At 72.5% G+C, this 13814-nt stretch carries 10 protein-coding genes; 3 read left to right on the top strand and 7 right to left on the bottom strand.

The genetic code is table 11. The features are described from left to right. The 6 genes from ACIQU6_RS02560 to ACIQU6_RS02535 form a co-directional block, all read right to left on the bottom strand. Entirely contained in the window at positions 1-912 is a 912-nt protein-coding gene (locus ACIQU6_RS02560; protein ID WP_403479785.1) for a DUF4097 family beta strand repeat-containing protein, read from the bottom strand. 178 nt (positions 913-1090) lie between these two features. Next, positions 1091-1279: a DUF6104 family protein gene (locus tag ACIQU6_RS02555; RefSeq protein ID WP_403479784.1), complete on the bottom strand. Its 189-nt coding sequence runs from the start codon at positions 1277-1279 to the stop codon at positions 1091-1093. A 164-nt stretch (positions 1280-1443) separates the two neighbouring features. Further along, the gene (locus ACIQU6_RS02550) at positions 1444-5241 is read right to left on the bottom strand and encodes a multifunctional oxoglutarate decarboxylase/oxoglutarate dehydrogenase thiamine pyrophosphate-binding subunit/dihydrolipoyllysine-residue succinyltransferase subunit (protein WP_403479783.1); all 3798 of its coding nucleotides are present in this window, start codon (positions 5239-5241) and stop codon (positions 1444-1446) included. Positions 5242-5479: 238 nt separating this feature from the next. Beyond that, positions 5480-6604 (bottom strand): ATP-binding protein, encoded by a 1125-nt coding sequence (locus tag ACIQU6_RS02545; RefSeq protein ID WP_403479782.1) that lies wholly within the window; start codon positions 6602-6604, stop codon positions 5480-5482. Beyond that, positions 6601-7341: a response regulator transcription factor gene (locus ACIQU6_RS02540; protein WP_043266083.1), complete on the bottom strand. Its 741-nt coding sequence runs from the start codon at positions 7339-7341 to the stop codon at positions 6601-6603. Before ACIQU6_RS02540 ends, ACIQU6_RS02545 begins: the two co-directional genes overlap by 4 nt. A 113-nt stretch (positions 7342-7454) precedes the next feature. Further along, positions 7455-8198 (bottom strand): spermidine synthase, encoded by a 744-nt coding sequence (locus ACIQU6_RS02535; protein ID WP_403479781.1) that lies wholly within the window; start codon positions 8196-8198, stop codon positions 7455-7457. 194 nt (positions 8199-8392) lie between these two features. Here ACIQU6_RS02535 and ACIQU6_RS02530 point away from each other — a divergent pair, with 194 nt between their 5' ends. From ACIQU6_RS02530 to lon, 3 genes are all read left to right on the top strand, one after another. Continuing rightward, positions 8393-9247, top strand: coding sequence for a rhomboid-like protein (locus ACIQU6_RS02530; protein WP_403479780.1), 855 nt, complete (start codon positions 8393-8395; stop codon positions 9245-9247). A 97-nt stretch (positions 9248-9344) separates the two neighbouring features. After that, complete coding sequence (locus tag ACIQU6_RS02525) at positions 9345-10205, top strand: pentapeptide repeat-containing protein (RefSeq protein WP_403479779.1); 861 nt, start codon at positions 9345-9347, stop codon at positions 10203-10205. Positions 10206-10353: 148 nt separating this feature from the next. Continuing rightward, positions 10354-12819 (top strand): endopeptidase La, encoded by a 2466-nt coding sequence (lon, locus tag ACIQU6_RS02520; RefSeq protein WP_403479778.1) that lies wholly within the window; start codon positions 10354-10356, stop codon positions 12817-12819. Between the two features lie 71 nt (positions 12820-12890). Here lon and ACIQU6_RS02515 read toward each other — a convergent pair whose 3' ends face one another. After that, positions 12891-13751: a lysozyme gene (locus tag ACIQU6_RS02515; protein WP_403479777.1), complete on the bottom strand. Its 861-nt coding sequence runs from the start codon at positions 13749-13751 to the stop codon at positions 12891-12893. Between the last annotated feature and the right edge of the window lie 63 nt (positions 13752-13814).

The following is a 13814-nucleotide window of genomic DNA, read 5'->3' as shown; positions in this document are numbered from 1 at the left end:
TCAGAGCACCTTCTTCCCGGCGGGCGGGGTCGTGGGGGAGGGGCCTTCGCCCGGCGCGCCGGGCGGCGCGGCGCCGGCGGGACCGTCCGACTCCTCGTAGGCGGGGCGGCGCAGCAGGGCCAGGGCGCCGGAGACCGTGGTGGCCCGGAGCCGGCCGGTGCCGGCGCCCAGCGAGCCGGTGATCCGCTTGGCGCCCCACTGGCCGGTGACCCGGAGGTCGTCGAAGGCGTTGGTGACCGCGCCGGTGGTGGTGCCGGCGTCCACCTTGGCGTCGGCCGGGTCGGGCAGCCGGATGGCGATCTCGCCGGAGACCGTGGTCAGTTCGATCTCCGCGCCGGTCGCCGGATCCAGGTCCAGCACCATGTCGCCGCTGACGGACTCGGCGCGGACCGCGCCGCCGGTGCCCTCGACGACCGTCAGATCGCCCGAGACGGAGTGGAAGCGGAGGTCGCCGGTGAGCGCCTGGGCCTCGACGTTGCCGCCGACGGTGTCGGCGCGGACCGGGCCGGAGAGGCCGACGAGGGTGCCGTCCCCGTTGACCCCGCGCAGCTCCGTGGGACCGGAGATGCCGGAGACGACCGCGCCGGCGCCGACCACGCCGACCTCGACGCGGGTGGCGGCCGGCACCGTCACCGAGACCACCGCGCTGCGCTGCCAGCCCCTGCGGTCGAGGAATGTCAAGAAGCCCTTCCAGGGCAGGTCGTCGTAGCCGACGGAGAGGGTGCCGTCCTCGTGGGAGACCGACACCGGCGGGCCGTCGACCGCGGAGACCTCCAGGCGGGCCGGGCCGTCCTCGGTGGTGCCGACGACGTTGACGGTGCCGCCCACCAGGCGCACCGTCAGCGTCCGGACGGGCTCGGCGAACTCCAGCGTGCGCGGCCCGGAGACCGACCACTCGGACTGGGCTGACATACCTGGCCTCCCCTGGGTAGGCGGACAACGCAACATATCGCGTCTTCGCTAGACACGATATATCGCAGTCCGGGAGAGTCAAGCGGGCCCAACCCCGACCTTGCCCTGATACGCCCCTTCCGTTCCCCTAGGTGACGGCCCTCTGCGCCTACGCCCCCACGCCCTGCTCGGCTACGTCCTACTCGTCGTCTTCGTCGTCTTCGTCGTCCAGCCGGGCCAGCCAGGTGGCCAGCCGCTCCACCGGCACCTCGAAGTCCGGGTTGAGGTCGACGAAGGTCCGGAGCTGATCGGCCACCCACCCGAGGGTGACCTCCTCCTCGCCGCGCCGGTTCTCCAGCTCCTCGATGCCGCGGTCGGTGAAATACACGTGCTCTCCAGCAGGTCAAAGGGACATTGCGGCCAGGATAGGCAGCCGCGCGGACCGCCCGTGCCGCGGGCCGCCGGCATCCGCGCCGGGCCCGGACAGCCCGAAGGGCCCGCCCCACCTGGGTGGGAACGGGCCCTTCGGGGCCGTGGTCACGGACTAGACGCTCACGCGTCGAAGACCTCCGCCATGAGCTGGGCCTGCTCGGCCTGGTGCCGCTTGGCGGAACCGACCGCCGGCGAGGAGCCGTGCGGCCGCGAGATGCGGCGCAGGCGCTCACCGTGCGGGACGTCGGCGCCGACCGCCAGGTCCAGGTGGTCGATCAGGTTGAGGCCGAGGAACGGCCAGGCACCCTGGTTCGCCGGCTCCTCCTGCGCCCACAGGTACTTCTCGGCGTTCGGGAACTTGGCGATCTCCGCCTGGAGTTCCTTGCCGGGCAGCGGGTACAGCCGCTCGATCCGGACCAGGGCGGTGTCGTTCGCGCCGCGCTTGGTCCGCTCCTCCTCCAGGTCGTAGTAGACCTTGCCGGAGCAGAAGACGACCTTGCGGACGTCCTCGGGCTTGACCGTGCTGTCGCCGATGACCGGACGGAAGCCGCCGGTGGTGAACTCCTCCGCCTTCGACGCCGCCGCCTTCAGACGCAGCATCGACTTCGGGGTGAAGACGACCAGCGGCTTGTGGTGCGGGTTGTGCACCTGCCAGCGCAGCAGGTGGAAGTAGTTCGACGGCAGCGTCGGCATCGCGACGGTCATGTTGTTCTGCGCGCAGAGCTGGAGGAAGCGCTCGATCCGGGCCGAGGAGTGGTCCGGGCCCTGGCCCTCGTAGCCGTGCGGCAGCAGCAGGGTGACGCCGGAGGTCTGGCCCCACTTCTGCTCCGCGGACGAGATGAACTCGTCGACGACGGTCTGCGCACCGTTGGCGAAGTCGCCGAACTGCGCCTCCCACATCACCAGCGCGTCCGGACGGGCCAGCGAGTAGCCGTACTCGAAGCCCATCGCCGCGTACTCGCTGAGCAGCGAGTCGTAGACGTTGAACCGCGCCTGGTCCTCGGACAGGTACAGCAGCGGGGTGTAGTCGTTGCCGGTCTCCCGGTCGATCAGCACCGCGTGGCGCTGGCCGAACGTGCCGCGGCGGGAGTCCTGGCCGGCGAGCCGGACCGGGGTGCCCTCCATCAGCAGCGAACCGATGGCCAGGGTCTCGCCCATGCCCCAGTCGATCGTGCCCTCTTCGACCATCGTCGCCCGGCGCTGGAGCTGCGGCAGCAGGCGCGGGTGGACGGTGATGTTCTCAGGGATGTTGACCTGGGACTCGGCGATCCGCTTGACGACCTCCTGGGAGACCGCGGTGTCCACGTGGACCGGGAACTCCGCCTGCGGCTGCGGGACTTCCACCGCACCGGGCGCCGTGGTGGCGTCGCGGACCTCGGTGAAGACCTTCTCCAGCTGGCCCTGGAAGTCCTGGAGCGCCTGCTCCGCCTCTTCGAGGGTGATGTCGCCCCGGCCGATCAGCGACTCGGTGTAGAGCTTGCGCACCGAGCGCTTCTTGTCGATCAGGTCGTACATCAGCGGCTGGGTGAAGGCCGGGTTGTCCAGCTCGTTGTGGCCGCGGCGGCGGTAGCAGATGAGGTCGATGACCACGTCCTTGTTGAACGCCTGGCGGAACTCGAAGGCGAGCCGGGCGACCCGGACGACGGCCTCGGGGTCGTCGCCGTTGACGTGGAAGATCGGCGCCTCGATCATGCGGGCCACGTCCGTGGCGTACATGGAGGAGCGCGACGACTCCGGGGCGGCGGTGAAGCCGACCTGGTTGTTGATGACGACGTGCACCGTGCCGCCGGTGCGGTAGCCGCGCAGCTGCGACATGTTCAGCGTCTCGGCGACCACGCCCTGGCCGGCGAACGCCGCGTCACCGTGCAACTGGATCGGCAGGACCGTGAAGTCCGTGCCCCCCTTGTTGATGATGTCCTGCTTGGCGCGGGCGACACCCTCGACGACCGGGTCGACGGCCTCCAGGTGGGAGGGGTTGGCGGTCAGCGAGACCTTGATCTGCTCGCCGTCCAGGCCGGTGAAGGTGCCCTCGGCGCCCAGGTGGTACTTCACGTCGCCGGAGCCGTGCATCGACTTCGGGTCGAGGTTGCCCTCGAACTCGCGGAAGAGCTGCGCGTAGGACTTGCCGACGATGTTGGCGAGCACGTTGAGCCGGCCGCGGTGGGCCATGCCGATGACGGCCTCGTCCAGCCGCGCCTCGGCCGCGGAGTCGATGACCGCGTCCAGCAGCGGGATGACCGACTCGCCGCCCTCCAGCGAGAACCGCTTCTGGCCGACGTACTTGGTCTGCAGGAACGTCTCGAACGCCTCGGCGGAGTTCAGCCGGCGCAGGATGCGCAGCTGCTCGTCGCGCTCGGGCGACTTGTGCGGGCGCTCGACCCGGTCCTGGATCCACTTGCGCTGCTTGGGGTCCTGGATGTGCATGAACTCGATGCCGGTGGTGCGGCAGTACGAGTCACGCAGCACGCCGAGGATGTCGCGCAGCTTCATCATGGACTTGCCGGCGAAGCCGCCGACCGCGAACTCCCGCTCCAGGTCCCACAGGGTGAGGCCGTGCTCGGTGATGTCCAGGTCGGGGTGCTTGCGCTGGTGGTACTCCAGCGGGTCGGTGTCGGCCATGACGTGGCCGCGGACCCGGTAGGAGTGGATCAGCTCGAAGACCCGGGCGGCCTTGGTGACGTCGTCGTCGTGCGAGGCGTCGATGTCCCGCATCCAACGGATCGGCTCGTAGGGGATCCGCAGCGACTTGAAGATGTCGTCGTAGAAGTCGTTCTCGCCGAGCATGAGCTGGCTCATGACCCGCAGGAACTCGCCGGAGGCGGCGCCCTGGATCACCCGGTGGTCATAGGTGCTGGTCAGCGTCATGACCTTGGAGACGCCCAGCTTGTTCAGGGCGTCCTGCGAGGTGCCCTGGAACTCGGCCGGGTAGTCCATCGAACCGACGCCCATGATCATGGACTGGCCGGGCATCAGGCGCGGCACGGAGTGGACGGTGCCGATGCCGCCGGGGTTCGTCAGCGACGCGGTGACCCCGGTGAAGTCGTCCATCGTGAGCTTGTTGTCCCGGGCCCGGCGGACGATGTCCTCGTACGCCTGCCAGAACTCGAAGAAGCTCAGCGTCTCGGCCTTCTTGATGGCCGCGACGACCAGTTGGCGCTCGCCCTTCGCCTTGACCAGGTCGATGGCCAGGCCGAGGTTGATGTGCGGCGGCTTGACCAGCGTCGGCTTGCCGTCCTTCTCCGCGAAGGAGCAGTTCATCGACGGCATGGCCTTGAGGGCCTGCACCATCGCGTACCCGATGAGGTGCGTGAAGGAGACCTTCCCGCCGCGGGCGCGCTTGAGGTGGTTGTTGATGACGATGCGGTTGTCGAACAGCAGCTTCACCGGGACCGCGCGGACGGACGTGGCCGTCGGCAGCTCCAGGGACGCGCTCATGTTCTTCGCAACGGCGGCCGACGGGCCGCGCAGGGTGACGAACTCGGGACCCGCGGGGGCCTCGCCGGTGGGCGCGCTCTTCGCCGGGGCGGCCTTCGCCGCGGGCTTCGCGGGAGCGGCCTTGGCCGGCGCGGGCGCAGCGGCGGCGGCCGGCTTGGCCGGGGCGGCGGGCCGCACCGGGGCGGCCGGCTGGGCGGGGGGCTTCGGCCCGTCCGCGGCGGGGGCCGCCGGGGCAGGTGCCGACGGAGCCGGGGCCGCCGGAGCAGCGCCTGCTGCCGGCGGGTTCGGCGCGGTGGCACCGCCCGGCTTGTAGTCGGCGAAGAAGTCCCACCAGGCTCGGTCTACCGAGTTCGGGTCCTGGAGGTACTGCTGGTAGATCTCGTCGACGAGCCACTCGTTGGAACCGAACGCCGCAGCGGGATTCTTCCGCTGCTCTTCCTGTTCGGTCGAGACACTCGCACTGTTGGGGGACTGTAGCGACACGGCGGCAACCGCCCTCTTCCGCTTCCTAAGGTGGTGGACAGCGGGAATAAAGGCTACGCCTCTTGTGACCTTTGGTGCAGTCCGGGAGGGTCACTCGTCGCGCACGTCACATTCACCGAAGGGTTTCAGGGCCTTACTTGGCGGGAAACACACGGGGTTTGCCCGCGTGCGGGTAGCGCGCATCGCCGTAGCACCCCGGAAATCAGTGCTCCCACCACCGACCCTACGTCAGCCGACGTCAACCCCGGGATGACGTGAACCCCGGAAGAGTGACTCGGATCCGGCAACCCCGGGGTGACTCGGCCACCCCGATCCGGCCGCCGTGCAGGTCCACCGCCCAGCGCGCGATCGCCAGGCCCAGCCCCGTCCCGCCGTCGGTGCCCGGGCCGGAGGTGCCGGGGCCGCCGCGGTTGAACCGCTCGAAGACCCGGTAGCGCTCCGACTCCGGGATGCCGGGGCCCTCGTCCTGGACCTCCAGCACCAGGCTCTCCGGCCCGTCGCCGCGGCGGGCCCGCACGGTGACCCGGCCGTGCCGCGGGCTGTGCTTGATCGCGTTGTCGATGAGGTTGGCGACGACCTGGTGGAGCCGCTCGGCGTCGGCGTACGCGGTCAGCTCCGGCGGGGAGACGTCGAGGTGGAGGTGGACGTCGGCGCGGGCGTGGGTGCCGGAGCCGGTGACGCCGGAGAGGGTGGAGGCGCCGCGGCTCATGTTGGCCTCCTTGAGCACTCCGGACAGGTACGGCCAGACCTCGAAGCGCCGGGCGTGCAGCGGGACCACGCCGTTGTCCAGACGGGACAGGTCCAGCAGGTGCTCCACCAGGCGGCCCAGGCGTTCGGTCTGCTTCAGGGCCGTGCGCATGGTGTCCGAGTCCGGCTCGCAGACGCCGTCGACGACGTTCTCCAGCACCGCGCGCAGCGCCGCGATGGGGGTGCGCAACTCGTGCGAGACGTTGGCGACGAGTTCCTTGCGGTGGGTGTCGACCGCCTCCAGGTCGGCGGCCATGCGGTTGAAGGCGTCGGCCAGGTCGCCGAACTCGTCGCGGCGGCCGGCGCGCACCCGGCGGGTGTAGTCGCCGTGCGCCATCGCCCTGGTCACCTCGGTCATCTCGCCGAGCGGGGCGGTCAGGCCGGTGGCCACGAACTGGGTGATCAACAGCGAGGCGATGATCGAGAAGACCGTGATCACCCGCAGCTCGGTCGCCGAGTGCATCGCCACGAACACCAGGAGTGTGGTGATGATCACCGAGACGATCACCAGCGCGCCGAGCGCGGCCTTGACGGAGCGGTAGGGGTCCAGCGGCCGCAACGCCTCCCAGAACCGGTCCCACAGGTCCCGTGCGCGCGGCCGCCACCGAAGCGTCATGCCGGCGGGGTCTCCAGGGCGTACCCGACGCCGTGGACCGTGCGGATGCGCTCGGCGCCGATCTTGCGGCGCAGCGCCTTGATGTGGCTGTCGACCGTGCGCGTGCCGGAGGCGTCCGCCCAGTCCCAGACCTCGGCCAGCAACTGCTCGCGGGAGAGCACCGCGCGCGGGGTGTTCGCCAGGCAGACCAGCAGGTCGAACTCGGTGGGGGTGAGGTGGACGTCGGCGCCGCGCACCCGGACCCGGCGCTGGGCGTGGTCGATCTCCAGCTCGCCGAGCCGCAGGATGCCGCTGCGCGGGGTGTGCGCGGCCAGCGCGGCCCGCTCGACCCGGCGCAGCAGCACGTGCACCCGGGCGGCCAGTTCCCGCATGGAGAACGGCTTGGTCATGTAGTCGTCGGCGCCGACGCCGAGGCCGACCAGCATGTCGGTCTCGTCGTCCCGGGCGGTGAGCATCATCACCGGCACCGGGCGCTGCGCCTGCACCCGGCGGCACACCTCCAGGCCGTCGAAGCCCGGCAGCATCACGTCGAGGACGAGCAGATCGGGCTGCCACGCCTCGGCGGTGTCCACCGCCGCCGGGCCGTCGGTGGCCGTCTGCACCTGGAAGCCCTCGGCGCGCAGCCGGGCCGCGATGGCGTCGACGATCGTCGGATCGTCCTCCACGACCAGCACCCGGCGCTGGGCGCCCGGCGTGGCCGCGGTGGTGCCGCCCTGGGTTGTCTGAGTCTGGTCCATCGCCCGCCCCTGCATGTGCCCTTGCGTGGTCGCGTCTTGCCTGCGTGGTCGCGTCTTGTCGCGTCGTGCTGGGCAGCAGCGTAAGGGCATGATGTGACAGTCGGCTACGCGCCCTACGCGCACCGGAGCGCCAGGTGGACAACGTCCGGGACGCCTCGGGCAACCGGGATCTCTTCGGTCCGTACGCCCCCGAATCCGGCGTTTTCCAGCGCCCGTTCGAACGCCGGGGACGGCCGGGCCGACCACACCGCGAGCACCCCGCCGTCGGTCAGCGCGGCGCGGCAGGCGGCCAGTCCGGCGGGGGAGTAGAGGGCGTCGTTGTCGTCGGTGACGGTCCAGTCGGGGCCGTTGTCGATGTCCAAGCACAGGGCGTCGTAAGGGCGTTGGGCGGCGTCGGTACGCAGGTGGGCCAGCAGGTCGGCGTGCAGGACCGCGGTGCGCGGGTCGGCCAGCGCCGGCCCGGAGACCGTGGCCAGCGGGCCGGCGCGGTGCCAGTCGATCACCGCCGCCTCCCGCTCGGCGACCGCGATCCGGCCCCAGCGCGGCTCGGCGGCCGCCCGGGCCAGCGAGAAGCCCACGCCCAGCCCGCCGATCAGCACCGCGGGGCGGGGTCGGTCCGGCGGCAGCGCGGCGAGCGCCGCGTCGACCAGCAGCCGCTCCGAACGCCCGTCGGAGGTGTCCATCAGGAAGCAGCCGTTGGCGATGATCTCGTAGACCGGACCGCCCTCCCCGGGGGCCGCCCCGACCGGGTCGCGCTGCCGGAGCACCACCTCCCCGTGGGGGCCCTCGCGACGGTCCAGGGTGCGTACGGCCGGCTCGGCGCCGGCGTGCGGATGCCAGGGGTGAACGGGAGCCATGCGGCCATCTTTAGCAACGTCCCCTCTAGCCGGTCCACCGACGGCGGGCGGCGCCGCCGGGCGGGGGCGGGGCAACGCCGGTGCACCGCACGGGGGTTGCCGGCCGTGACGGATATCACTCACATAGCTGACTCATGGGTTGGCCGGGCACAGTGGGTCGCGAACGGAGCGCGGGGGCGGGGAGAGGACCTGGGATGACGAGTGTGGCGGAGCCGGTCGGCGGCGCCCGGGTCGGCGACGGGGTGGACCCGGCCGCGGCCGGCCCCGGCGGCGCGGCCCCGGTGCTGCTCGCCGGTGTGCCCCGCCAGCGCGGGGAGGCGGCCGCGGCCGTCCCCGACCCGGTGGACGCCCCGGCCCGCCGCCCCCGGCAGGCCCTGCGTCCCTGGCGGCTGCTCCCCACCCCCACCGGCACCCCCTTCACCTTCTGCTACGCGCTGCTGCTCCTGGCCACCTCGTTCTACGCCGACCACGGCAACCCCTCGGAGGTCGCCGCGCTGCTCCAGGGCTCCAGTACGGACGTGACCCACCTCGCGCAGGCGCCGCTGCTGGTGCTGGTCGCCAGCGCGCTGTGGATAGCCGGCGGGGTGACCTCCGGGTTCGCGCTCGTCTTCCTGTTCGTGGTGACCGCCCTGGAGCGGCGGATCGGCGGGGTGCGCACCGCGGTGGTGTTCTTCGGCGGCCATGCGCTGGCCACCCTCGCCACCGAGATGCCGGTGGGCTTCTCGGTCGCCGCCGGGTCGCTGCCGGACAGCTCGCTGCACCGCCTCGACTACGGGATCAGCTTCGGCGTGATGACCTGTATCGGGGCGCTGGCCGGGCTGTTGCCCGCCTGGGCGCGCTGGCCCCTGGTGGCCGCGGCCGGCTACCAGGCGGTGGCCGGGCTGCTCAACTCGTCGGACCCGATGACCGATTGGGGCCATCTGCTCTCGCTCGTCCTGGGCCTGACCGCCTGGCCGCTGCTGTGGCACTGGCGGGCGCAGCGCTCCGGGCCCGCCCCGCTGCTGGGCGACCTGGGCCACCCGGCGCTGCGGGCGCCCCGGACGCCCTGACCCCGACCCGTCCGCCGACGGCGCCGATCCCGGAGAATGGGGCCTCTCGCGGGCGCCGCAACGGAAGAGCGACCGCCGGCCGCAGGAGCTTGAGAACGTGTCGCACGAGCGCCGCCCCGCCCAGGACCGCGCGTCCACCCCGCCGCAGGCCCCGGAGGCCGACCGGCTGCCGCTGCTCTCCGACTGCGGGAGCTGCTTCGGGCTGTGCTGCGTGGCGCTGCCGTTCGCCCGGTCCGCGGACTTCGCGCTGGACAAGGAGGCCGGGCGGCCGTGCCCCAACCTGGCGACCGACTTCCGCTGCGGCATCCACCGGGACCTGCGGCAGCGCGGCTTCTCCGGCTGCACGGTCTTCGAGTGCTTCGGCGCCGGGCAGAAGGTCTCCCAGGTCACCTTCGAGGGGCGGGACTGGCGGAGCGCGCCCGAGGCCGCCCGGCCGATGTTCGACGCGTTCGCCGTGATGCGCCAACTCCACGAGCTGCTCTGGTACCTCACGGAGGCGGTGGCGCTGCCCGCGGCCCACCCGGTGCGGGAGGAGCTGCGCTCCGCCCTGGAGAAGACCGAGCGGCTGACCCTGGGGACCGCCGAGGAGCTGGCCGCGGTGGACGTGGCCGGGCACCGCGGCGAGGTCAACGTCCTGCTGCTGCGGGTCAGCGAGGCGGTCCGGGCGAAGGTGCCGGGCCGTAAGAAGGAGCGGCGGGGCGCGGACCTGATGGGGGCCCGGCTGAAGGGCGCCGACCTGCGGGGCGCCAACCTCCGCGGCGCGTATCTGATCGCCGCCGACCTGCGGGACGCGGACCTGCGGAGCGCGGACATGATCGGCGCCGACCTCCGGGACGCCGATCTGCGCGGCGCCGACCTCACCGACGGCCTCTTCCTGACGCAGGCCCAGATGAACGCCGCCCGGGGCGATGCGCGCACCCGGCTGCCGCGGGGGCTGCACCGCCCCGCCCACTGGTAGCGGCACCCCTCCCGCAGGGCCCATGCGCCCTGCCCCGTCACCGAGTTGCCCCACGCCGATCGCTCACAGCGAACAGATGGCGGGGAACAACCGTCGGCTCCCCGGCATTGAGTGGGTAAAGCTCAACTTGCTTGCCGAAGGGGAGATCATGACTGCTGAGCCGGCGTCCACACCGCTCACCCTGCCCGTGCTGCCCCTCGACGACGAGGTCGTCCTGCCCGGCATGGTGGTGCCCCTGGACCTGTCCGACGCCGAGGTGCGCGCCGCGGTGGAGGCCGCCCAGGCCGCCGCCCCGTCGGGCACCAAGCCGCGGGTGCTGCTGGTGCCGCGGATCGACGGGACGTACGCGGCGATCGGCACGCTCGGGCGGATCGAGCAGGTCGGCCGGTTGTCCGACGGCGACCCGGGCGCCCTGATCCGGGGCCTGGGCCGGGTGCGGATCGGCTCCGGCACCACCGGGCCGGGCGCCGCGCTCTGGGTCGAGGGCACCACCGTCGAGGAGCAGGCCCCCGAGCCCCCGCCGGGCGCGGTCGCCGAACTCGTCACGGAATACAAGGCGTTGGCCACGAGCTGGCTGCGCAAGCGCGGCGCCTGGCAGGTCGTCGACCGGGTCACCGGCATCGACGACGTCCCCACGCTCGCCGACAACGCCGGCTACCTGCCCTTCCTCGCCGTCGAGCAGAAGCTCCAACTCCTGGAGACCGCCGACCCGGTGGCCCGCCTGAAGTACGCCATCGAGGTCCTGCGCTCCCACCTGGCCGAGCAGGACGTCGCCGAGTCCATCGCCAAGGACGTCCAGGAGGGCGTCGACAAACAGCAGCGGGAGTTCCTGCTGCGGCGCCAACTGGAGGCGGTCCGCAAGGAACTGGCCCAGCTCAACGGCGACCCGGAGGACGAGGGCGACGACTACCGCGCCCGGGTCGAGGGCGCCGACCTGCCGGAGGAGGTGCGCAAGGCCGCCCTCAAGGAGGTCGACAAGCTGGAGCGGGCCAGCGACCAGAGCCCCGAGGGCAGTTGGATCCGCACCTGGCTGGACACCGTCCTGGAGCTGCCCTGGAACGAGCGCACCGAGGACGCCTACGACATCGCCGGCGCCAAGGCCGTGCTGGATGCCGACCACGCCGGACTGGAGGACGTCAAGGAGCGGATCACCGAGTACCTGGCGGTCCGCAAGCGGCGGTCCGAGCGCGGGCTCGGGCTCGTCGGGGGGCGGTCCAAGGGGGCGTCGCGCAGCGATTCCGGCCGGGGCGGTGGCGGGCGACGGGCGGGCGGCGCCGTGCTGGCGCTCGTCGGGCCGCCCGGGGTCGGCAAGACCTCGCTCGGCGAGTCCGTGGCGCGCGCCATGGGGCGGAAGTTCGTCCGGGTCGCGCTCGGCGGCGTCCGGGACGAGGCGGAGATCCGCGGCCACCGGCGCACCTACGTCGGCGCGCTCCCCGGCCGGATCGTGCGGGCCGTCAAGGAGGCCGGCTCGATGAACCCGGTCGTCCTCCTGGACGAGATCGACAAGGTGGGCTCCGACTACCGGGGCGACCCGGCCGCCGCCCTGCTGGAGGTGCTGGACCCGGCGCAGAACCACACCTTCCGGGACCACTACCTGGAGGTCGAACTGGACCTGTCCGACGTGGTGTTCCTGGCCACCGCCAACGTCCTGGAGGCGATCCCGGAGCCGCTGCTGGACCGGATGGAGCTGGTCCGGCTCGACGGCTACACCGAGGACGAGAAGGTCGTCATCGCCCGCGACCACCTGGTGCCGCGCCAACTGGAGCGCGCCGGGCTGGCGGCGGACGAGGTCACCGTCGAGGACGCCGCGCTGCGCCGGCTGGCCGGCGAGTACACCCGCGAGGCCGGCGTGCGGAACCTGGAGCGGTCGATCGCCCGGCTGCTGCGCAAGGTGGCCGCCCAGCACGAACTGGGCGAGCGGAAGCTGCCGTTCACCGTCGGCGCCGACCAGCTGCGGTCGCTCATCGGGCGCCCGCACCACACCCCGGAGTCGGCGCAGGACCCCGCCGAGCGGCGGACCGCGGTGCCCGGCGTGGTCACCGGCCTCGCGGTCACCGGGGCCGGCGGCGACGTGCTCTACGTGGAGGCGTCGCTGGCCGATCCGGAGACCGGCGCCTCCGGGCTCCAGTTGACCGGTCAGCTCGGCGACGTGATGAAGGAGTCGGCGCACATCGCGCTGTCCTTCCTGCGCTCGCACGGCGCCGAACTGGAGCTCCCGGTGGGTGACTTGAAGGAGCGCGGCGTCCATCTGCACGTCCCGGCCGGCGCCGTCCCCAAGGACGGGCCCAGCGCGGGCATCACGATGACCACCGCGCTGGCCTCGCTGCTGTCGGGTCGCCAGGTCCGCCCGGACGTCGCGATGACCGGCGAGGTCTCGCTGACCGGGCGGGTGCTGCCGATCGGCGGCGTCAAGCAGAAGCTGCTGGCGGCGCACCGCGCCGGCATCGCCACCGTGATCATCCCCAAGCGCAACGAGCCCGACCTGGACGACGTCCCGGCCGAGATCCTCGAAGCGCTGGAGGTGCACCCGGTCGCGGACGTGCGGCAGGTGCTGGAACTGGCCCTGACGCCGGCCGGGAACGGGGAGCGGCCCGAGGTCCCGGTGGCGGCGTAGGAGCCGGGCGACGGTGCGGCGGAGGCCGGCCCGTCCCCCTGCGCGGGAGGACGGGCCGGCCCGCCGTGCGGTCAGCCGTCGGCCAGCGCCTGGAGGCGGTCGTACGCCCCGTTGAAGCGGTTGTGGTCACCGACCGTCGGGCCGGTCGAGGTGTACTGCCAGATGGTGTGGAAGCCCCAGCCGGCCGGGAGTTCGCCGACCGAGGAGCCGTAGCGCGGGACCCACAGCGGGTTGCTGCTCCCGAACGCGGCGGAGTTGCCGGTGCACTGCTTCCACCAGTTGGTGGAGGTGTAGAGCACCGCGTCCCGCCCGGTGCGCGCCTTGTAGGTGGCGAACCAGTCCTTCATCCAGTTCACCAGCCCCGCGGCGCTCAGCCCGTAACAGGTGGCGCCGTAGGGGTTGTACTCCATGTCCAGTGCGCCGGGCAGGGTCTTGCCGTCCTTGGACCAACCGCCGCCGTGGGCGACGAAGTAGGTGGCCTGGGCGGCGCCGCTGGAGGTGTCGGGCGTCGCGAAGTGGTAGGCGCCGCGGATCATGCCGGAGTTGTAGGAGCCGTTGTACTGCTGGGCGAAGGAGGGGTTGGTGTAGCTGGTCGACTCCGTGGCCTTGACGTAGGCGAACTTCACGCCGGCGGCCCACAGCGTCGGCCAGGCGACGCTGCCGTTGTGGCTGCTGACGTCGACGCCCTCGACGGACGCGGTCAGCGAGGGCGGCGGCAGCACGCCGCCCTTGCCGCCCTCGTGCTTGGCGATCTGGGAGCCGGCCCAGTCCTGTTCGGGGTGGGAGGGCTCGGGGGCGCGCCGGGCGGCCGCGGCGCCGGCCGTGCCGGGCAGGCCGACGAGGAGGGAGACGGTCGTGAGCAGGATCCCGGCCACGGCCGCGCGGGAGCGCGCGGGGCGGTGGGTGGGGGAGCCGGATCTGAGCACGGGCATTACGTGCCTCCATAGATCTCGGTGGATCTCGGTGGATCCCGGTCCGATGGGGGAAATCCGATG

The organism is Streptomyces sp. NPDC090442 (genome assembly GCF_044769405.1).
Classification (GTDB): Bacteria; Actinomycetota; Actinomycetes; order Streptomycetales; family Streptomycetaceae; genus Streptomyces.
Note: the sequence above shows the minus strand (reverse complement) of the source record. Positions and strands in the feature narration are given on the sequence as shown.